This window comes from Halomonas sp. GXIMD04776 (assembly GCF_049808615.1).
Lineage (GTDB): Bacteria > Pseudomonadota > Gammaproteobacteria > Pseudomonadales > Halomonadaceae > Modicisalibacter.
The window spans coordinates 12,925-32,173 of record NZ_JBNCAN010000033.1; the positions used below are offsets into that span (position 1 = coordinate 12,925).

Sequence of the window (19,249 nt, forward strand, 5' to 3'; positions counted from 1 at the left end):
CCCGTTCCACTAGGGTAATCGCACTGCGTATTTTTACTCGACCTGAGAGGGTATTTACAAAATAGGCGAACGAAGGCAAGGGCGAAGCCCGCTCCAGGCAGGCTAACGCATTTCCTACATCCATGTAGGTCACAGAGCGAAATTAAACGAAAAAGCGCAGTTCACGTGGAGTAAATGAGCATTTTGCCCGGGCTGGCGCACCAGGATAATTTCAACACTGTATTGCCAAGTGCAGGCATTTTGTAAACACCCTCTGACCGACCCGCCAACTAAATAGGTGTTCCATGGCCAAAGATCCACGCCGGCTCGCCGAGCTTGCAAGCCACGATGCTTTCGTTCACCGCCATAATGGACCGGATAGCGACGATGTCGCCCGGATGCTTGAAATACTCGACATCGATACCCCTCAAGCCCTGATCGACAAGACCGTTCCGGCCGGCATACGCCTGAATCGCGAGCTCAACCTGGACACCCCGCGGGGCGAAGCCGAGTCCCTCGACTATCTCAAGCGCCTGGCGCGTCAGAACAAGGTGTTCAAGACCTATATCGGTCAGGGGTATTACGGTACCCACACCCCGGCTGTGATTGCACGTAACGTGCTCGAAAATCCGGGCTGGTATACCGCCTATACGCCCTATCAGCCGGAAATTTCCCAAGGACGTCTCGAGGGACTGCTCAATTTTCAGCAGATGGTCATGGATCTGACCGGGATGGATCTGGCCAACGCCTCGCTGCTCGACGAAGCGACTGCTGCCGCCGAGGCCATGGCGCTTTGTCGACGCGCCAACAAGAAGACCAAATCGAATCGGTTCTTCGTCGCCGATGACGTGTTGCCTCAGACCATCGATGTCCTGCGTACCCGGGCCGACTATTTCGGTTTCGAGCTGGTCATCGATAGCGCCGAGAATGTCGCAGAACACGAGACCTTCGGTGCACTGTTCCAGTATCCCGGCGAAACCGGGCGCGTACACGATCTGGCCCCCCTGATCGAGAAGGCTCATCGTCAAGGTGCAATGGCCTGTGTGGCTGCGGATCTGATGAGCTTGGCCCTGCTCAAGGAGCCGGGCACACTAGGGGCCGATATCGTGCTGGGCAACTCCCAGCGTTTCGGTGTGCCGATGGGGTATGGCGGCCCTCACGCCGCCTTCTTCGCCACGTCGGACAAGCACAAGCGCTCCATCCCCGGTCGCATCATCGGTGTCTCGAAGGACAGCCGTGGCCAGCTCGCCCTGCGCATGGCCATGCAGACCCGGGAGCAGCATATTCGCCGCGAGAAGGCCACCTCCAACATCTGCACCGCCCAGGCGCTGCTGGCCAACATGGCCGGCTTCTACGCGGTCTATCATGGTGCCGAGGGTCTGCGCACCATTGCCACGCGCATCCATCGCCTGACCACGATTCTCGCTGAGGGGCTCACACGCAAGGGGTTGGAACTCGCTCACGACAGCTGGTTCGACACCCTGACCCTGGTCGGTGCCGATGCCGGCAAGATCCACGGTCGTGCCCTGACCCACGAAATCAACTTGCGCATGCACAAGGATGGTCGCATCGGCATCAGCCTGGACGAGACCACCACGGCGGCGGATGTCGCCATGCTCTTCGATGTGCTGCTCGACGAAGAACACGATCTCTCGGTCAGCGCGCTCGACGACGAGATCGTGGCGGCGGGCACCACCGGCATCCCGAATCACTATTTTCGTGAAAGCGACTACCTGACGCATCCGACCTTCAAGCGCTATCGCAGCGAGACCGAGATGCTGCGCTACCTCAAGCGTCTTGAAAATCGCGACCTGTCTCTGACTCATGCCATGATACCGCTGGGTTCTTGCACCATGAAGCTCAACGCCACTAGCGAGATGGTCCCCATCACCTGGCCCGAATTCGCCAACATCCACCCTTTCGTGCCGGCGGAGCAGGCGGTGGGTTACAAGCAGATGATCGATGAGCTATCGGCATTTCTGGTCGAGATCACCGGCTATGATCATATTTCCATGCAGCCCAATTCCGGTGCTCAGGGCGAATACGCCGGCCTGTTGGCCATTCGGCGCTATCAAGCTGACCAAGGGCAAGGCCACCGCAACATCTGCCTGATTCCAAGCTCCGCTCACGGTACCAATCCAGCCTCCGCCGCCATGGCCCAAATGAAGGTGGTCGTGGTCGAATGCGACAAGGACGGCAACATCGATCTTGAAGATCTTCGCAGCAAGGCGGAGCAATACAGCGACACCCTGTCCGCCACCATGATCACCTATCCCTCGACCCATGGCGTGTTCGAGGAAGACGTGCGCGAGGTTTGCGATATCGTGCACAAACATGGCGGCCAGGTGTACATCGACGGCGCCAACATGAATGCCCAGGTCGGGCTGTGCCGTCCCGGTGATTTCGGCGGCGACGTTTCACATCTCAACCTGCACAAGACCTTCTGCATTCCCCATGGAGGTGGCGGACCGGGCATGGGGCCGATCGGCGTCAAGGCGCATCTTGCCCCCTTCGTCTCCAATCATGTGGTGACACCGATTGCCGGAGTCCGGGAAGAGTGTGGCGCGGTGGCGGCAACGGCTTTCGGCAGCGCCTCGATCCTGCCGATCTCCTGGGCCTATATCAAGATGATGGGTGCCCGCGGGCTCCGCGAAGCCACCGAGCTTGCCATCATCAATGCCAATTACATCGCCAGACGCCTCGAAGAGCACTATCCGGTGCTGTATCAGGGCATCAATGGCACCGTGGCTCACGAGTGCATCATCGATATTCGCCCGCTCAAGCAGGCCTCGGGGATCAGCGAGGAAGACATCGCCAAGCGCCTGATGGATTATGGCTTCCATGCCCCGACCATGTCCTTCCCGGTACCGGGCACTCTGATGATCGAGCCTACCGAGTCGGAATCGCGTTATGAGATCGATCGTTTCTGCGATGCCATGATCGCCATCCGCAAGGAGATCAAACGCGTCGAGAAAGGTGAATGGCCGGCGGAGGACAATCCTCTGGTGAACGCGCCGCACACCATGGCCGACCTCATGGATGAAAGCTGGGAGCGACCCTACTCACGCAAACTGGGCGCCTTCCCCTCTGAGCACGTTCAAGCGGCCAAGTATTGGCCGGCGGTCAATCGAGTCGATAATGTCCATGGCGACCGGCAGTTGATCTGTTCGTGCCCGAGCATCGACAACTACCGCGACTGAGACCTGATCCCATCAGCGCCTGCCATTGACCCCCTGCAGCCTCGGCCCAGGGGGTTTTGGTTCAGGGGGTTTGGCACTGCAAGCGATCGGACGTAGCGCTCAACTATCAAAACATGGCTCTTCGGAAAACGCATACAGCGTGTTGCGACGCTGCTGGCGGAAATCGTCGAGTAGCTGGGCATAGCGCTTGGGAGGATCGGTATCGATCAGCGTGATCACATGCAGTGTTTCATAGACCGGATTGGTCATTACCAACTCCTTGACCTGACGCTGCCAAGGGGATGTTTCAAGCACCAGCCGGGACACCACCGTGAATCCCAAGCCTCTTGCCACCGCATCCAGCACCATGCTCACTTCATTGGTGAAGCCCTGCTTGGGCACATGGTTCATTGAACGAAATTCATCGCCGAAATTGGCACGCAATAGCTGACTCGCATTATCGCTGGCGCCGGAATAATCGATAAAGCCCAGTGCCGCCAGTTCACTCAGGGTCGATCCGGTAAAATCCGCCGGTGTGAGCAGACACAAGGGCTCCTGATACCAAGGCGTATAGGCCAATTCCGGATGCTTGGTTACCTCAGCGGCGATCCCCAGATCGTAACGACCATCCAACACGCCCTGAACGATGTCGCGATTGAAGGCAAAGTGATAGCTGACCGTCAGGCCAGGATTCGTTTGCTGATACCCCAGTAGAAACGGGTAGAACATCAACCCCACACTCGTCGGTGAGGCGACCCGGCAGTCACCGGAGTCGAGGGAATCATTGTCCAGCGAATGACGGAAATACTCGTGCTCGACGAACAGCTTGATCGCGTAATCGTAAGCCCGCCGACCCGCCTCGGTGAGGGTAAAGCGACGACCGTGACGGTTGAGCAGTGGCTTGCCGAGATAGTCTTCCAGTTTGCGGATATGCTGGCTAACTCCCGGCTGAGTCATTTCCAGACGCTGCGCGGTAACGGTAAAGCTACCGGTTTCCACCAGCGTAATGAAGGTGCGGAAATACTGGGCATTGAACATGGCAGAACACCTCCATTCGAGACTGATTCGATCGCTGAGCCTGGCCCGCTTTCGGGGTGATTGCAGCGGATAACCGATATAGCATCGAGTCAGTCGTTTTCTCAGCGAACCGCCCTGCCGGATAAAGCTTATCAAACAATTCGTCGTGGCGCAGCGCTGCGAGCCGCCCGCGGGCATGTTAGCATTCACTGCGTGCAGCCTTTATTCAATAGACATCCAACCTACCGTCAAAAGAGCCGCAATTATCATGTCAGATCCCTTCGCCGATCGTGCGCAGGCACTTCATCGCACATTGCTTGTCATGGAAAACGATGCCGCGGAAGATGATCTTTTCGCCGTCGGCTACATGATTCCGCAGATTGGCCTGGTGCTGGAAATGGCCGATTACGACGCGAACGCCGTCGACGCCGAAGACTTCGATGTCACCTATTGGCAGTGGCTCGAATCGACATTCGCGGAAGATGGCATGAGCGAATACGATCGTACCCGCATCGCCCAACTATGGGCACAGGCGCGCGCCAGCACCCGTGCTGCCTGATGCTCCTCATGGACACCAAGATGACAGAAACGCTATCCGCAACGACCACCCCCGAAGGCAGCCTGGAGGTTCTTTCTCAACATGAAGTGAACCGACTGCGCGATACTTCCGCCAATGGCCTACATGACATACTCAGGCGCTGTGCGCTGGCCGTACTCAATTGCGGCAACCCAACCGATGACGGCCTGGCGGTCATGCAGACTTATCATGACTTCGATATCGAAGTGCTGCAGCAGGATCGGGGGATTCGCCTCAAATTGACCAATGCCCCCGCAGAGGCGTTCGTCGATGGGCGCATGATCCGCGGCATTCGTGAGCACCTTTCCTCCGTGCTGAGAGACATCGTCTACGTATTCAACGAGATACAGCAACATCCGCGTTTCGATCTTACCTCTAGCGAGAGCATCACGAACGCGGTCTTTCACATCCTGCGCAACGCCGGCACCCTGGATTCTTCCCGGGAGCCGAGTCTAGTGGTGTGTTGGGGTGGCCACTCGATTTCTCGTGAAGAATACGATTATTCCAAGGGCGTCGGCTATCAACTCGGTCTACGCGACCTGGATATTTGTACCGGCTGCGGCCCGGGGGCGATGAAAGGACCGATGAAAGGCGCCAATGTGGCGCATGCCAAGCAGCGCCGTAAGCGAGGTCGCTATCTGGGCATTTCCGAACCCGGAATCATCGCCGCGGAGTCACCCAACCCCATTGTCAACGAGCTTGTTGTCATGCCCGACATCGAAAAGCGTCTGGAGGCGTTCATTCGGGTCGGCCATGGCATCATCATCTTTCCCGGCGGGGTCGGCACTGCCGAGGAAATTCTCTACCTGCTGGGTATTCTGTTGCATCCGAGCAATGCCAATACCCCCTTCCCGATCATTTTCACCGGCCCCCGCAGCAGCGCCGAATATTTTCAGCGCATCGATGAGTTTCTGGCCTATACCCTGGGTGACGAAGCACGCAAACGCTATCGCATCATCATCGACGATCCGATTGCCGTGGCGCGGGCCATGCGGGAAGGCATCGAGGAGGTCACCGCATTCCGGCGCACCCACGAGGATGCGTTCTATTTCAACTGGCGACTCAACGTCGAGGCGGACTTCCAGCACCCCTTTGAAGCCACTCATGAGGCCATGGCGGCATTGGCACTACATCGGGAACACCCCGTCCACGAGTTGGCCGCCAACCTGCGACGCGCGTTCTCCGGCATCGTCAGCGGTAACGTCAAGGAGCCCGGCATTCGCACCATCGAGGCCCATGGTCCTTTTCGCTTACACGCCGAGCCTGAGCTCATGGCACGCCTGGACGACCTGCTGACATCGTTTGTGGCCCAGGCGCGGATGAAGCTTCCCGGCAGCCATTATGTGCCCTGCTATACCCTGGAATGATCGCACCCTGCTCTGGCCATGACCTGCATCAATACCAGGCGTTACGCTGTTGCACGCCCATGGCCAGGGCATGAAGCAAAAGTCCCAGCGTGGCCCCGTGCGACAGCAGCAGGAGTCCATTCACGCCGCTGGTGAACACTTGCCACAGCACGACCAACGCCATGCCAAGCAGCACCATGGCTGCCAGCCGGCCAAGCAGCCTGGGTACAGGTTGCCGTGCTTCTGAGGGCAGCCGGCGCCAGGTAAAGATGATCACTGCCGCAATGGCGACGAACGCCATCAGGATCAGGATGAGGCGCTCCTGATGTCCATAAACCAGGTAACGGGGCAGCGTCGCCAGGATCGCGACAAGCACACCGATCATCACACTGAGCCGTTCGGGGGTCATCGAAGCCGCCATGCTGACATTACTCCTGCTGTAGCAGTATTCTATGTTCTTGAAGGTTCAGGTTCTCAACTCCTGCTCCTCGATCCACGCTTCGACCCAGGGCACTGCCTCATCATCCGCCATGAAGGTCTCCATGGCATCTACCTCCAGGCGCTCTCCAAGGCGTTCGGCGCCATGCTCTTGAAGCAGTTTGTCAAGTGCGCGCCCTGCGCCACAGAACGTCTCGCCATAGGAGCTATCCCCGAGGGCGATCAGTCCGTAACGCAGTCGCGCAAGATCCGGTCCCTTCTCGGCAATGGCGCCGGCCAGGGCCGCAAAATTCCCCGGGTAGTCACCACTGCCGGTTGTCGAGACGCAAAACAGCGTCAAATCAGGCGGAGGCTCGATCAAGTCTTCTAACGTCGGCTGCTCGTGGATGGTCACCTCATAACCGCACTCCTCGAACAATGGCTTGACCTGCTCGGCAACATCCAGAGCGCCGCCATACATGGTGGCGACAAAAATCTTGAGGGTAGGCATTACGTACGTTTGCTTGAGAAATTTACTGGAATATTAGCACGTAAAGGCACCCCCACTCACGCGCTTGCCGGTAACGAAGGCACCGGAACTGGCTCACATGCGCGGTAGTGATCGGGCAGGTATACTAGTCGCCCCACTGCACGGAGGACATCATGGAGAGAGCATTCGAAGCCTGGATCACACCGCTGATGATCGGCGGCCTCATACTGTTCATGTGCTTCATCATTTGGGACCTTGCGCGCAAGTCCAAGGCGGGCAAATTCGGCACCATCATGCTGTTCATCGTACTGGGAGCGGGAATGCTGGGATTCGTGCTCAAGACCGTGATCACCGAGTTACTCGAGAGGGGAGGAACGCTATAGGAGCGTGCACAGGGCCTAATCTGCCGGGCTGTCCCTGACTTGAATGACAGAGACCGGCCCATGGAGCCGGTCTCGTTGCGCTTTTCGAATGCGCTAGCTGTCAGGTGTTCAGCCTTTTAGGCACCCGTGTCCAGAAGCGTTTTCTCACCTTCGTAACTCTCGACCTGGGCCTTGAGCTTCTGACCGGGCCTGAACGTGACCACTCGTCGCGCGGAAATAGGGATCTCTTCACCGGTCTTGGGGTTGCGTCCAGGGCGCTCCCCCTTGTCTCTCAAATCGAAATTACCAAAACCGGACAGTTTTACTTGTTCGTTTTCGCGCAGGCAGCCACGAATTTCTTCGAAGAATGCTTCCACCATCGTTTTGGCCTCACGTTTCGAGAAACCCAGCTCACTGTGCAGATGCTCTGCCAACTCCGCCTTAGTCAATGCCCCCATAACCGTGCCCTCACTCAGGATGTCGACGTTCAGCCTCGCAGCTCGGCGCCAAAGCGCTGGCGGGACTCGATGACGATCGAATCAATTAACTGATTGATTTCTTCGTCATTAAGCGTGCGCGAAGGATGTTGCCAGGTCAAGCCCAAGGCGACACTCTTCTTGCCCTCAACAACGCCGGCCCCCTGATAGACATCAAACAGATGCAGTCCGACCAGCCATTCGCCGGCCTGTTCACGCAAGCTATCGAGCAGCGCCTGTACCGGCACCCCTTCATCGACCACCAGGGCCAGATCACGGCGGACTTCGGGATAACGCGACAACGCCCTGAAAGTCGGCAGACGTCCTTGAGTCAAGGCATCGAGGCGCACCTCGAAGACGAACACCTCGGGCTTGATACCCAGCTCGGCGCGTATCGCGGGATGTAGTGCTCCGAGCCAACCTGCCGCCTCACCTTGATAGGTCAAACGGGCGGTCTGCCCCGGATGCAACGCCGGATGCTCTGCCGGCTCGAAACGCCAGGCGGCATGATTGCTGCCCACCTCCAACAGGCTTTCGACATCGCCCTTGAGATCGAAGAAATCCACACTCTCGCGACGGGCGGCCCACCCCTCGGGATCCCGCGGGCCACAAATCAATCCACCCAACATGGTGGTCTGTTCGACACTGTCGAGTTCGCCACGGAACACCAACCCGGTTTCGAATAGCCGAATACGTGATTGCTGACGATTCAAGTTATACATCAATGCCTTGACGAGGCCAGGGAACAGGCTCGCGCGCATGACGGCCATATCGCTGGAAATCGGATTGGCCAAGCGTGGCGCTGGCTCACCGGGCGCCAGCAGCGCTTGCAATTCCGGCGCCACGAAACTGTAGCTGATGGCTTCCTGATAGCCTCGCGCCACCAACTGTCGACGCAGACGAGTCAGAGGCTGGCGACGCTCCTCATCGGCAACGAGACCGAGACGCGCCGCCGGACGACGCACCGGCAATCGGTTGTAGCCGTGAATGCGCGCCAACTCTTCGATCAGGTCCTCTTCGATCGCGACATCGAAGCGCCAGCTCGGCACCCCGACTTGCCAGGCGTCATCCCCTTCGGCTATCTCAGCTCCCTCGCGGCTGGCCTGCATACCGAGTCGCTCGAGAATTTCGACGATCTCCGCACCCGGCAGCGCGATGTTCAGACACTGTTTGATTCGTGACGCGCGCAGGCGCACTTGACGTTCACCAGGTAGATGATCGGGGCTCGCGGTTTCATTGACCGGCCCCGGTTCTCCCCCGGTAATCTGAATCAACAGCGCCGTGGCACGTTCCGCCGCCTGGCGGGGCAGTTCGGGATCGACGCCTCGTTCGAAGCGATGCGACGCATCGGTATGCAACCCATAGGAGCGCGCCTGACCGGCGATGGCCAGCGGCGCGAAAAAAGCGGATTCGAGGAATACATCACGGGTGCGCGGGCTGACACCGGAATGCTCGCCACCCATTACCCCCGCAATGGCGAGCACCTTGTCACGATCCGCAATAACCAGCGTGCCTTCACGCAAGGCCACGTCCTGGCCATCGAGCAGCACCAAGCGCTCCCCTTCCCGAGCTAGGCGAACCTCGATCGCCTCCTGTAGATTCGCCAGGTCGAAGGCATGGAGCGGCTGCCCCAGTTCGAGCATCACGTAGTTGGTAATATCAACCACCGCATCGATAGAGCGCACGCCTGCACGCCGCAGTCGCTCGACCATCCACAGTGGCGTAGGCGCCGTAACATCCACATTACGGATCACTCGCCCGACATAGCGTGGGCACTGCGCCGGCGCGCTGAGCCGCACTGGGAACACATCGTCGTTGCTCGGCGGCTGAAGGGTGAGATCAGGACCACTCAATGCCAAGCGATTGAGCACGCCAACCTCCCGCGCCAGTCCTTTCACACTCAGGCAATCACCGCGATTGGGGGTCAGATCGACCTCAATGGTGGTGTCGTCCAGGTTCATCCAGTCTCGCAGGTTCTCACCGACCGGAGCATCCAGCGGTAACTCGAGAATGCCTGGCGAGGCGTCCTCCTCGAGACCCAACTCCGAGGCGGAACAGATCATGCCCCGGGATTCGACACCGCGCAGTTTGGCCTTCTTGATCTTGAAATCGCCGGGCAGAATGGCACCCACCCGCGCGAAAGGCACCTTCTGCCCCACCGCTACATTGGGTGCACCACACACCACCTGTGTCGGATGGCCGGCATCGTCATCGACATGGCAAACGCTGAGTTTATCGGCATCCGGGTGCGGCTCCTTGGCAACGACTTTCGCCACCACGACACCCTCGAATCGTGCCGCCACCGCCTCTACCGCATCCACTTCGAGACCGGCCATGGTGATCTGATCAGCCAACTCCTGGGTCGAGAGTGTCGGCGAAACCCATTCACGCAGCCACTGTTCGGAAAATTTCATCCTGGATCTCCGCCTCCATCAAGAATCAAGCAAATTGGCGCAGAAAGCGCAGATCATTGTCGAAAAACAACCGCAGATCATTGACGCCATAACGCAACATGGCCAGACGCTCGGCTCCCATGCCGAAGGCAAATCCGGTATAGCGTTCGGCGTCGATGCCGGAATGCCGAAACACTTCGGGATGCACCATGCCGCATCCCATCACCTCCAGCCAGCCGCTATGGGAACATACCCTGCAACCGTCGCCACCACACATCACGCACTGGATATCGACCTCGGCGGATGGCTCGGTGAATGGAAAGTAGGATGGCCGAAAGCGCACCGAAAGATCATCGCGTTCGAAAAAGGCGTGCAGGAAGTCTTCGATGGTGCCCTTGAGATCGGCGAAGCTGACATCCTCGTCGATCAACAACCCTTCGACCTGATGGAACATCGGCGTATGGGTCAAATCCGAGTCACTGCGATAGACGCGGCCGGGACAGACGATACGAATCGGTGGTGCCTGGGACTTCATGGTCCGCACCTGCACCGGCGAGGTATGGGTACGCAGCAGCCGAGTGGCATCGAAGTAGAAGGTATCCGCCATGCCCCGGGCCGGATGATGCACGGGAATATTGAGGGCCTCGAAATTGTGATAATCATCCTCGATCTCCGGCCCCACGGCGACATCGAAGCCGATACGCGTGAACAGGCCCTCGATTCGCTCCAGGGTGCGCGTCACGGGGTGCAGCCCACCGCTGGACTGACCACGGCCCGGTAGCGTCACATCAAGACGTTCGCTGGCCAGCCGGGCATTGAGCGCCGCCTGCCCGAGCTCGTGTTTGCGTGCCTCGATTTCACCGCCAAGTTGCTGCTTGGCCTGATTGATCTGTTCTCCCGCCTGGGGCCTCTGTTCCGCCGGCAGCTTGCCCAACCCCTTGAGCAGAGTCGTTATTTCGCCTTTCTTGCCTAGATACTCGACACGCACGGCATCCAGCGTGGAAACGTCCTCGGCCTTGGCGATAGCGGCGCGAGCCTCGGCAACCAGAGAGGGAAGATGCTCCATCCATTACTCCAATAATGTGTGTATCGCAGGATGCATCAGCGAAACGCGATCCAAAAAAACAGGGGAAGAGCAGCCGCTCTTCCCCTGGAACGTTCACAACGAGTACGGTTAGCTGAAGCAACCGCGCTCATCGTTCACTTGGCAGCCTTGGCCTTCTCGACGATAGCAGCAAAGGTCGCCTTTTCATGGACGGCAAGATCGGCAAGCACCTTGCGATCGATCTCGATGCCCGCCTGCTTGAGGCCGGCGATGAAGCGGCTGTAGGATAGGCCGTTCTGCCGCGCCGCTGCGTTGATACGCGCGATCCACAGTGCACGGAACTGACGCTTGCGCTGACGGCGGTCGCGATAGGCGTACTGACCCGCCTTGATCACCGCTTGCTTGGCGACACGGAATACGCGAGACCGGGCACCGTAGTAACCCTTGGCCTGCTTCATGATCTTCTTGTGGCGGCGACGAGCAACGACGCCACGCTTGACACGACTCATAGCATTCTCCTGACGTTACGAAATTCGACCGAGGGCGTTACAGATTGGGCAGCATGCGCTGAATCAATGCCTTGTCGGCATCATGGATCAGCTTGGTGCCGCGCAGCTGACGCTTACGCTTGGTGGACTTCTTGGTCAGGATATGACTACGAAAAGACTGCTTGTGCTTGAAGCCATTGGCCGTCTTCCTGAAGCGCTTGGCAGCGCCACTGTTACTCTTGATCTTCGGCATGAGGGAACACTCCACTCGGGTTCTTTAGAAAATCCGTGGCCAATGGCCGAGGCATTGCTACCGCGACCATTCGTTGACTTGCCGGCGGATCACTTCTTCTTGGGGGCAAGGATCATGACCATCTGACGCCCTTCCATCTTAGGGAAGGATTCAACCGCCGCCAGTTCTTCAAGATCCGACGCGATCCGCTCCATCAGTCTGCGACCGATATCCTGGTGCGCCATTTCACGACCGCGAAAACGCAGCGTGACCTTGCCCTTGTCGCCACCTTCGAGGAATCGTATCAAGTTCTTGAGCTTCACCTGATAGTCACCTTCGTCGGTGCCAGGCCGGAATTTCACTTCCTTGACCTGAATCTGCTTGGTTTTCTTCTTCTGAGCGGCTTTTTGCTTCTTCTGCTCGAAAAGAAACTTACCATAATCCATGATCTTGCAGACGATGGGATCGGCATTGGATATCTGTACGAGATCCAACCCCGACGCCTCGGCACGTGCCAGCGCTTCGCTGGTTGGCACGACACCGATTTGTTCGCCATCGCTTTCGATCAGACGAACTTCGTCTTCCTGGATACGGTCGTTCATTGGGGGGCGCTTGTCTTGGGTACGCCCACGCTGAGTATTCCGCTTGATCGTTAAGTCTCCGTTCCGGTTAACGTTGTGAACCGTCCCGCTCGGCCTCGAGGCGGGCAATGAATTCATCCACCTGCAAGGTGCCCAGATCTTCGCCGCTACGGGTACGAACAGCCACTGAGTCGGACTCTATTTCCTTGTCCCCTACTACTAGCAGGTACGGGACCTTCTGCAACGTATGTTCACGGATTTTAAAGCCGATCTTCTCGTTCCTCAAGTCCGCCTTGACGCGAAGCCCGATTTTCTGCAATCGCTGCTCGAGTTCGACGGCATAATCGCGCTGAGCATCGGTGATGGTCAACACGACTGCTTGCTGAGGTGCGAGCCACAAAGGCAATGCGCCCGCGTAATGCTCGATCAGGATACCCAGGAAGCGCTCGAAGGATCCCAAAATCGCACGATGCAGCATGACCGGGGTCTTGCGGGCACCGTTTTCATCGACATATTGCGCCCCGAGACGACCCGGCAGGTTGAAGTCGAGCTGCAGGGTACCACATTGCCAGACGCGGTTGAGACAGTCGCGAAGAGAGAATTCGATCTTGGGACCGTAGAAGGCCCCCTCGCCGGGGAGCAGCTCCCATTCAAGGCCCGAGGCATCCAGTGCCTGGGCCAACCCTTTCTCGGCTCGCTCCCAGTTTTCCGGTTCACCGACGTAGGATTCGGGCCGCGTGGACAATTTAAGCTCGACATCCTCGAATCCCAGGTCGCGATAGACCTGCAACGTCAATGCAATGAAGGCTTCCGCTTCGGCTTGAATTTGCGCCTCGGTACAGAAGATGTGCGCGTCGTCCTGGGTAAACGCCCGCACCCGCATCAGCCCGTGCAGCGATCCGGATGGCTCGTTGCGATGACAGCTACCGAATTCCGCCAGACGCAGAGGCAGATCGCGATAGCTTTTGAGACCCTGATTGAAGACCTGCACATGGCCCGGGCAATTCATTGGCTTGACTGCAAAATCCCGCTTCTCCGATTCGGTGACGAACATCAGCTCGGAATAGTGCCCCCAGTGACCGGATTTCTTCCACAGCGATAGATCGATCACCTGGGGCGTCTTGATCTCCTGATAGCCATGCTCGCGCTGAACACGCCGCATGTACTGCTCTAGGGCCTGATAGATAATCCAGCCATTGGGATGCCAGAAGACCATGCCCGGCGCTTCTTCCTGAAGATGGAATAGATCCATACGCTTGGCCAGCTTGCGATGATCGCGCTTCTCGGCCTCTTCGAGACGCTTGAGATAAGCCTTGAGCTGCTTGTTGTCCGGCCATGCCGTCCCATAGATACGCGTGAGCATGGGGTTATCGGCATCGCCACGCCAATAGGCCCCCGCCAGTTTGGTCAGTTTGAATGCCTTGAGGTGCCGGGTGTTGGGCACATGGGGCCCGCGGCACATGTCAATATATTCTTCATGATGATACAGGCGGATGGTCTCGCCTTCGGGGATGCCGCGCACGATCTCCTGCTTATAAGGCTCATCGCGATGGAGAAAGGTCAGCATGGCCTTGTCACGATCGGCGTATTCGCGCACCACATCGTAGCCGCTGTCGATCAGCTGTTTCATGCGTTGCTCGATCGCGGCGAGATCCTCGGGGGTCACGGAGCGCCCGAAGTCGATGTCGTAATAGAAGCCATCCTCGATCACCGGCCCGATCGCCATCTTGGCCTCGGGATAAAGTTGCTTGACCGCGTGCCCGATCAAGTGAGCACAGGAGTGGCGAATGATGTCGAGACCTTCGGCGTCCCTTGCGGTGAGGATGGCCACCTCGGCGTCATGATCGATCAGATCTGCGGCATCGACCGCCACGCCATTGATCTTGCCGCCAACACAGGCTTTTGCTAACCCGGGGCCGATGGACTCGGCCAGCTGCATGATTGTCAGAGGTTCTTCGAAGGTTCTTTGGCTGCCATCCGGCAGAGTCACGATGGGCATGAAAAAAGCGTCCTTTAGCGCAGTGGTGATCCATACCAGGGACCACATATCGCAGGAGAATGGTGAACTATTGCCCGTAGGCAATGAAATACGGAGGGCAAAACATTAGCAGTTTGCGACAGTCTCAGTCCACACCCTCTTCAATTAAATGAGCAGGCCAATAGCAATCGATACAGAAGGAGGGTTTGCATCGACAAGCCCTCCCAAGAACGACCCAATGATAGCGTCAGTCAGCACTGCACCCGTCTATCCGACATGCCACCTGCAGGTATGCCGCTTCTATTACTTGAGACGTTCGAAGACCGTCGCCACCCCCTGGCCCATGCCGATGCACATGGTCGCCAGCCCCAGAGTGGTGTCCTGCTGCTGCATGACGTTGAGCAGCGTGGTGCAGATACGCGCCCCGGAACAGCCCAGCGGGTGCCCCAGGGCGATGGCGCCGCCATTGAGATTGACCGCGTCGTCCATGCGCTCGCGCAGCTTCAGGTCCTTGAGCACCGCCAATGACTGGGCGGCGAAGGCCTCGTTCAACTCGATGCTCTGAATATCGTCGATGGTCAAGCCCGCAGTCTTGAGCGCCTTCTGGGAAGCCGGCACCGGCCCATAGCCCATGATCGAGGGATCGCAGCCCGCCACCCCGGTGGAAACGACCTTGGCGATGGGCGTCAGTCCTAGGGCCTGGGCACGCTCGTAGCTCATCACCGCCATGGCCGACGCGCCGACGGATAGCGCGGAAGACGTCGCCGCCGTCACGGTGCCGCTGCGCGGGTCGAACACCGGCTTGAGCTTGGCCATGTCTTCCAGATTGGCATCGGCTCGTATTACCTCGTCGCGGGTGAAGAGTTGACGGAAACCCTCAGCGTCATGCCCTTCTACACCGATGATCTCGTTATCGAAATAGCCTTTCTCGTTGGCCGCCAGGGCACGCTGATGCGAGCGCACACCGAAGGCGTCCTGGTCTTCGCGGGAAATGCCGTGCATTTTGCCCAGCAGCTCCGCAGTCAGCCCCATCATCATCGCCGCCTTGGCGACATGCTTGCTGGCGGCCGGATTGACATCGACCCCATGGTCCATGGGGACATGCTCCATGTGCTCGACACCGCCGATAACGTAGAAGTCGCCCATGCCGGCCTTGATGTTGGCACTCGCGATGTGCAGAGCACTCATCGACGAGCCACACAGACGGTTGACGGTCTGTGCCGGTACGGTATGCGGGATGCCGGTCATGACCGCCGCATTCCGCGCGATGTTCATGGCCTGCTCCAAGGTCTGGTTGACGCAACCCCAGATCACGTCATCGACTTCAGCTGGATCGAGATCGGCATTGCGCTCGAACAATGCCTGCATGACCGCCGCGGAAAGATTCTCGGCACGCACATTGCGAAAGGCGCCTTGCTTGGCCTTGGCCATGGCGGTACGCACGGCGTCGACCACCACGATATCTCTTGGGTTCAGACTCATTGCAACTCTCCTAAATGCGTGGTGGTTTATGCCTGGGTTTGTGTGGACTGAGCGTCGTTGGCGTAGAAGCATTCGCCTTTATCAGCCATTTCGCGCAGCTTGTCCGTCGGCGCATAGAGCGGCCCTAGCTCGGCGCTCAGCTTGTCGGCGAGTTCGACAAACTCGGCCACACCCATGGCATCGATATAGCGCAGCGCGCCACCGCGGAACGGCGGGAAGCCGATGCCATAGATCAGCGCCATATCCGCTTCGGCAGGCGTGCCGACGATGTCGTCCTCCAGGCAACGCACGGCTTCCAGACACAACGGCACCATCATTCTCGCGATGATGTCGTCATCGCTGAACTCCTGATTACCGGCCACGACCTGCTTGACCAGATCATGGGCCTGATCGTCGGAAACCTTCTTCGGCTTGCCCTTGCGGTCCTCTTCGTAGCCATAGAAGCCCTTGCCGTTCTTCTGACCCAGCCGGTCATTCTCATACATCGTCTGAATGGCCGTCTTGCCATCTCTCGCCATACGCTCGGGGAAGCCTTCCGCCATCACCTCGTTGGCGTGCACCGCGGTGTCCATGCCGACCACGTCGAGCAGATAGGCCGGGCCCATCGGCCAGCCGAACTTCTCCATGACCTTGTCGACGCGCTCGAAATCGGCCCCCTGCTCGACCAGCAGACTGAAACCGCCGAAGTAGGGAAATAACACGCGATTGACCAGAAAGCCTGGGCAGTCGTTGACCACGATCGGCGTCTTGCCCATCTTGCGGGCGTAGGCCACGGTGGCGGCGATCGCCGCGTCGCTGCTCTTCTCACCGCGAATGACTTCGACCAGCGGCATTCTGTGCACCGGGTTGAAGAAGTGCATGCCGCAGAAGTTTTCCGGGCGCTTCAGGCTCTGCGCCAACTGGGTGATCGAGATGGTCGAGGTGTTGGAGGTCAAGATGGTGTTGTCACCCACCTGTTCCTCGACTTCGCTGAGCACCGCGCTCTTGATCTTGGGGTTCTCGACCACCGCCTCGACCACCAGATCGACCTCGCTGAAGTCGCCGTAGGAGAGCGTCGGGCGAATGTTGCTCAGCGCCTCGGCCATCTTGTCGGTGCTCAACTTGCCGCGCTCGACCTGTTTGGAGAGCAGTTTTCGCGCTTCTTTAAGGCCCAGTTCGATCGCTTCTTCCTTGATGTCCTTCATCAGAATCGGGGTGCCCTTGTAGGCACTCTGATAAGCGATGCCACCCCCCATGATGCCGGCCCCTAGCACCGCAGTCTGCTCGACCGCCGCCGACTGCTTCTCGTATTGACTGCCTTTCTTCTTGACCAGTTGATCATTGAGGAACAGCCCCACCAGATTGAAACAGACGTCGGTCTTGGCCAGCTTGGCGAAAGCCTTGGCCTCGATGGCCTGGGCGCGCTCGCGACCTTCGCCGGCGCCCTTTTGAATCACCTTGATCGCCTCGATCGGTGCCGGATAATGCGGCCCGGCCTTTCCGGCCACATAGCCCTTGGCGGTCTCGAAGGCCATCATCTGCTCGATGGCGTTGAGCCTGAGCGGCGCCTTCTTCTCTTCGCGGCGTGCCTGGTAGTTCAATTCACCGGCGTTGGCCCGGGAGAGAATATCCAGGGCGGCCGCCTCCAGGCGCTCCACCGGCACCACCGCATCGACAACCCCGTTCTTGAGGGCCGCATTCGCTTTATTCTGGGTACCGCCGGCGATCCATTCGATGGCGTTGTCGGCACCGGCCAGGCGCGGTAGACGCACGCAGCCACCCCAACCCGGCAGAATCCCCAGCTTGGTTTCCGGCAAGCCGATCTGGGCCTTCTCCGCCATCACGCGAAAATCGGTGGTCAGCGTCAACTCGCAGCCGCCCCCCAGCGCAAGACCGTTGATGGCGGTAACGGTAGGAAACGGCAGATCTTCGATAGCATTGAACAGGGCGTGAACTTCCTGATTCATGTTGACCAGGAACGCCTCGTCCTTGGCGAACATGCCATGGAATTCGGTGATGTCGGCGCCGACAATGAACGCATCCTTGGCGCTGGCAATCATCAATCCACGCAAATTCTTGTCCGCCTGGATGTTTTTTACCGCGTCCTGCAGCTCTCGAATAACGGCGCTGGACAGCTTGTTGATGGACTCGCCCTGCAGATCGAGGGTCATGATGGCGATGCCGTCACCATTATTTGCCACAGACAGAGCGTTGCCTTGATAGATCATCGAGAAATCTCCACGAGGAGTTGGGCAGAGAAAGATTTCATACAACCGTTTGAATGCAGCCAGCTTGCGTCAGTGCGACGTCTGCGTCAAGCAGAGACGCTTATTCGTCGCCTAGACGAAAGGTATAGCTGATAAGATGCCGCTGCATGACACTTCATGATTCGAGCATAGCCCTACCATGACCACCGACGCCTCCTCTCGCTGGATCACGCTGCATCAGCGCGCCGAGCGCTGGATAGAGCGCCTGCGTCCCTATGCATGGCTATGGCCTCCCTTGGCCTTCGTGATGGGGGCGCTGAGCTTCTTTCTGGTGGATCGCCAACAATCCCTAGGCGCTTTTCTCGCCTTGGGCCTACTGGTGGCCTGGGTGTTACTCATTTCGGAGAACCTGATCGGACGCTTTCTTGCACGGCGAGGCTCCACGCTTCTACCCGGCGGAGTGACCTCCTTCATTGCGCAGATGATTCACTAGGAGACTCTGTTCTTCACTCTCCCTTTCGTGCTCGCCACCACCGTCTGGTCCAGTGGTCAGGCGGTGTTCACAATACTGATGATCGGCTGCGCGATATTATCGATTCTCGACCCGCTCTACTTTCGACTGGCAGAGCGCCACCGCTGGCTATATTTCATCTTTCACGCCCAGTGTGTATTTCTAGTGGTGCTGGTGACGCTTCCTATCATGCTGCAGCTAACCACCGGCGAAAGCTTTCTGCTCGCGGTGCTAGCCGCCGCGTTCTTCAGCGTGCCCAGCCTGATTCATCTGCTTCGTCCTCGCGGAATGGTGCGCTGGCTTGCCATGCTCGGATTGATTCTGGTACTGGCCGGAGCAGCCTGGTTCAGCCGTGCCTGGGTACCGCCCGCAACCTTGTGGCTAACCGGTTCGGCTCTGTCGCCGAGCTTCGATACCGAGGCGCGTGAACCGCGGGGCGAAATAGCACTCACCGCCAACGCCCTCGAGCACAATGGACTCTATGCGTATACCGCGATTCGCGCCCCCCGC

Annotated in this window: 16 protein-coding genes and 1 pseudogene; 5 read left to right on the plus strand and 12 right to left on the minus strand. The window is 58.6% G+C overall.

The window, feature by feature from the left end; translation table 11 throughout:
* Window positions 1-284: 284 nt before the first annotated feature.
* Window positions 285-3,179, plus strand: coding sequence for an aminomethyl-transferring glycine dehydrogenase (gene gcvP, locus ACPF7Z_RS17965; protein WP_425194615.1), 2,895 nt, complete (start codon window positions 285-287; stop codon window positions 3,177-3,179).
* Window positions 3,180-3,278: 99 nt separating this feature from the next.
* Here gcvP and ACPF7Z_RS17970 read toward each other — a convergent pair whose 3' ends face one another.
* Window positions 3,279-4,196, minus strand: a complete 918-nt coding sequence (locus ACPF7Z_RS17970; RefSeq protein ID WP_425194616.1) for a LysR family transcriptional regulator — start codon at window positions 4,194-4,196, stop codon at window positions 3,279-3,281.
* 247 nt (window positions 4,197-4,443) lie between these two features.
* Here ACPF7Z_RS17970 and ACPF7Z_RS17975 point away from each other — a divergent pair, with 247 nt between their 5' ends.
* Window positions 4,444-4,734 carry a hypothetical protein gene (locus ACPF7Z_RS17975; protein ID WP_425194617.1) on the plus strand — a complete coding sequence of 97 codons (291 nt, stop codon included), beginning with the start codon at window positions 4,444-4,446 and terminating at the stop codon, window positions 4,732-4,734.
* 20 nt (window positions 4,735-4,754) lie between these two features.
* Window positions 4,755-6,119, plus strand: coding sequence for a nucleotide 5'-monophosphate nucleosidase PpnN (gene ppnN / locus ACPF7Z_RS17980; protein WP_425194618.1), 1,365 nt, complete (start codon window positions 4,755-4,757; stop codon window positions 6,117-6,119).
* A gap of 28 nt (window positions 6,120-6,147) precedes the next feature.
* On the opposite strand, the gene ACPF7Z_RS17985 is transcribed toward ppnN, so the two are convergent.
* Window positions 6,148-6,519: a hypothetical protein gene (locus ACPF7Z_RS17985; RefSeq protein ID WP_425194619.1), complete on the minus strand. Its 372-nt coding sequence runs from the start codon at window positions 6,517-6,519 to the stop codon at window positions 6,148-6,150.
* Window positions 6,520-6,564: 45 nt separating this feature from the next.
* Window positions 6,565-7,026, minus strand: a complete 462-nt coding sequence (locus ACPF7Z_RS17990) for a flavodoxin domain-containing protein (protein ID WP_425194620.1) — start codon at window positions 7,024-7,026, stop codon at window positions 6,565-6,567.
* A gap of 152 nt (window positions 7,027-7,178) precedes the next feature.
* Here ACPF7Z_RS17990 and ACPF7Z_RS17995 point away from each other — a divergent pair, with 152 nt between their 5' ends.
* Complete coding sequence (locus ACPF7Z_RS17995) at window positions 7,179-7,388, plus strand: DUF2788 domain-containing protein (protein ID WP_425194621.1); 210 nt, start codon at window positions 7,179-7,181, stop codon at window positions 7,386-7,388.
* 116 nt (window positions 7,389-7,504) lie between these two features.
* On the opposite strand, the gene ACPF7Z_RS18000 is transcribed toward ACPF7Z_RS17995, so the two are convergent.
* The 9 genes from ACPF7Z_RS18000 to fadB form a co-directional block, all read right to left on the minus strand.
* Window positions 7,505-7,825, minus strand: coding sequence for an integration host factor subunit alpha (locus tag ACPF7Z_RS18000; protein WP_425194622.1), 321 nt, complete (start codon window positions 7,823-7,825; stop codon window positions 7,505-7,507).
* Between the two features lie 29 nt (window positions 7,826-7,854).
* Window positions 7,855-10,257, minus strand: a complete 2,403-nt coding sequence (pheT, locus tag ACPF7Z_RS18005) for a phenylalanine--tRNA ligase subunit beta (RefSeq protein ID WP_425194623.1) — start codon at window positions 10,255-10,257, stop codon at window positions 7,855-7,857.
* A 25-nt stretch (window positions 10,258-10,282) separates the two neighbouring features.
* Entirely contained in the window at window positions 10,283-11,302 is a 1,020-nt protein-coding gene (pheS, locus tag ACPF7Z_RS18010; RefSeq protein ID WP_425194624.1) for a phenylalanine--tRNA ligase subunit alpha, read from the minus strand.
* Between the two features lie 134 nt (window positions 11,303-11,436).
* Window positions 11,437-11,790, minus strand: a complete 354-nt coding sequence (rplT, locus tag ACPF7Z_RS18015; RefSeq protein ID WP_425194625.1) for a 50S ribosomal protein L20 — start codon at window positions 11,788-11,790, stop codon at window positions 11,437-11,439.
* A gap of 37 nt (window positions 11,791-11,827) precedes the next feature.
* The gene (gene rpmI, locus ACPF7Z_RS18020; RefSeq protein WP_227369601.1) at window positions 11,828-12,022 is read right to left on the minus strand and encodes a 50S ribosomal protein L35; all 195 of its coding nucleotides are present in this window, start codon (window positions 12,020-12,022) and stop codon (window positions 11,828-11,830) included.
* A gap of 89 nt (window positions 12,023-12,111) precedes the next feature.
* Window positions 12,112-12,720, minus strand: coding sequence for a translation initiation factor IF-3 (gene infC, locus ACPF7Z_RS18025; protein ID WP_425194626.1), 609 nt, complete (start codon window positions 12,718-12,720; stop codon window positions 12,112-12,114).
* Window positions 12,671-14,581: a threonine--tRNA ligase gene (gene thrS, locus ACPF7Z_RS18030; protein WP_425194627.1), complete on the minus strand. Its 1,911-nt coding sequence runs from the start codon at window positions 14,579-14,581 to the stop codon at window positions 12,671-12,673. Before thrS ends, infC begins: the two co-directional genes overlap by 50 nt.
* A 282-nt stretch (window positions 14,582-14,863) precedes the next feature.
* On the minus strand, window positions 14,864-16,042 hold the full coding sequence (fadA, locus tag ACPF7Z_RS18035) for an acetyl-CoA C-acyltransferase FadA (protein WP_425194628.1): 1,179 nt from the start codon (window positions 16,040-16,042) through the stop codon (window positions 14,864-14,866).
* Window positions 16,043-16,068: 26 nt separating this feature from the next.
* The gene (fadB, locus tag ACPF7Z_RS18040) at window positions 16,069-18,249 is read right to left on the minus strand and encodes a fatty acid oxidation complex subunit alpha FadB (RefSeq protein ID WP_425194629.1); all 2,181 of its coding nucleotides are present in this window, start codon (window positions 18,247-18,249) and stop codon (window positions 16,069-16,071) included.
* 178 nt (window positions 18,250-18,427) lie between these two features.
* Here fadB and ACPF7Z_RS18045 point away from each other — a divergent pair.
* A pseudogene (locus ACPF7Z_RS18045) lies at window positions 18,428-19,213 on the plus strand (DUF5924 family protein); the annotation flags it as partial.
* Window positions 19,214-19,249: the final 36 nt, after the last annotated feature.

What these genes read in the sequence shown, in the direction of transcription:
- gcvP (WP_425194615.1), top strand. Translation starts at nt 285, where the DNA reads ATGGCCAAAGATCCACGCCGGCTCGCCGAGCTTGCAAGCCACGATGCT.
- ACPF7Z_RS17970 (WP_425194616.1), bottom strand. Translation starts at nt 4,196, where the DNA reads ATGTTCAATGCCCAGTATTTCCGCACCTTCATTACGCTGGTGGAAACC.
- ACPF7Z_RS17975 (WP_425194617.1), top strand. Translation starts at nt 4,444, where the DNA reads ATGTCAGATCCCTTCGCCGATCGTGCGCAGGCACTTCATCGCACATTG.
- ppnN (WP_425194618.1), top strand. Translation starts at nt 4,755, where the DNA reads ATGACAGAAACGCTATCCGCAACGACCACCCCCGAAGGCAGCCTGGAG.
- ACPF7Z_RS17985 (WP_425194619.1), bottom strand. Translation starts at nt 6,519, where the DNA reads ATGGCGGCTTCGATGACCCCCGAACGGCTCAGTGTGATGATCGGTGTG.
- ACPF7Z_RS17990 (WP_425194620.1), bottom strand. Translation starts at nt 7,026, where the DNA reads ATGCCTACCCTCAAGATTTTTGTCGCCACCATGTATGGCGGCGCTCTG.
- ACPF7Z_RS17995 (WP_425194621.1), top strand. Translation starts at nt 7,179, where the DNA reads ATGGAGAGAGCATTCGAAGCCTGGATCACACCGCTGATGATCGGCGGC.
- ACPF7Z_RS18000 (WP_425194622.1), bottom strand. Translation starts at nt 7,825, where the DNA reads ATGGGGGCATTGACTAAGGCGGAGTTGGCAGAGCATCTGCACAGTGAG.
- pheT (WP_425194623.1), bottom strand. Translation starts at nt 10,257, where the DNA reads ATGAAATTTTCCGAACAGTGGCTGCGTGAATGGGTTTCGCCGACACTC.
- pheS (WP_425194624.1), bottom strand. Translation starts at nt 11,302, where the DNA reads ATGGAGCATCTTCCCTCTCTGGTTGCCGAGGCTCGCGCCGCTATCGCC.
- rplT (WP_425194625.1), bottom strand. Translation starts at nt 11,790, where the DNA reads ATGAGTCGTGTCAAGCGTGGCGTCGTTGCTCGTCGCCGCCACAAGAAG.
- rpmI (WP_227369601.1), bottom strand. Translation starts at nt 12,022, where the DNA reads ATGCCGAAGATCAAGAGTAACAGTGGCGCTGCCAAGCGCTTCAGGAAG.
- infC (WP_425194626.1), bottom strand. Translation starts at nt 12,720, where the DNA reads ATGAATTCATTGCCCGCCTCGAGGCCGAGCGGGACGGTTCACAACGTT.
- thrS (WP_425194627.1), bottom strand. Translation starts at nt 14,581, where the DNA reads ATGCCCATCGTGACTCTGCCGGATGGCAGCCAAAGAACCTTCGAAGAA.
- fadA (WP_425194628.1), bottom strand. Translation starts at nt 16,042, where the DNA reads ATGAGTCTGAACCCAAGAGATATCGTGGTGGTCGACGCCGTGCGTACC.
- fadB (WP_425194629.1), bottom strand. Translation starts at nt 18,249, where the DNA reads ATGATCTATCAAGGCAACGCTCTGTCTGTGGCAAATAATGGTGACGGC.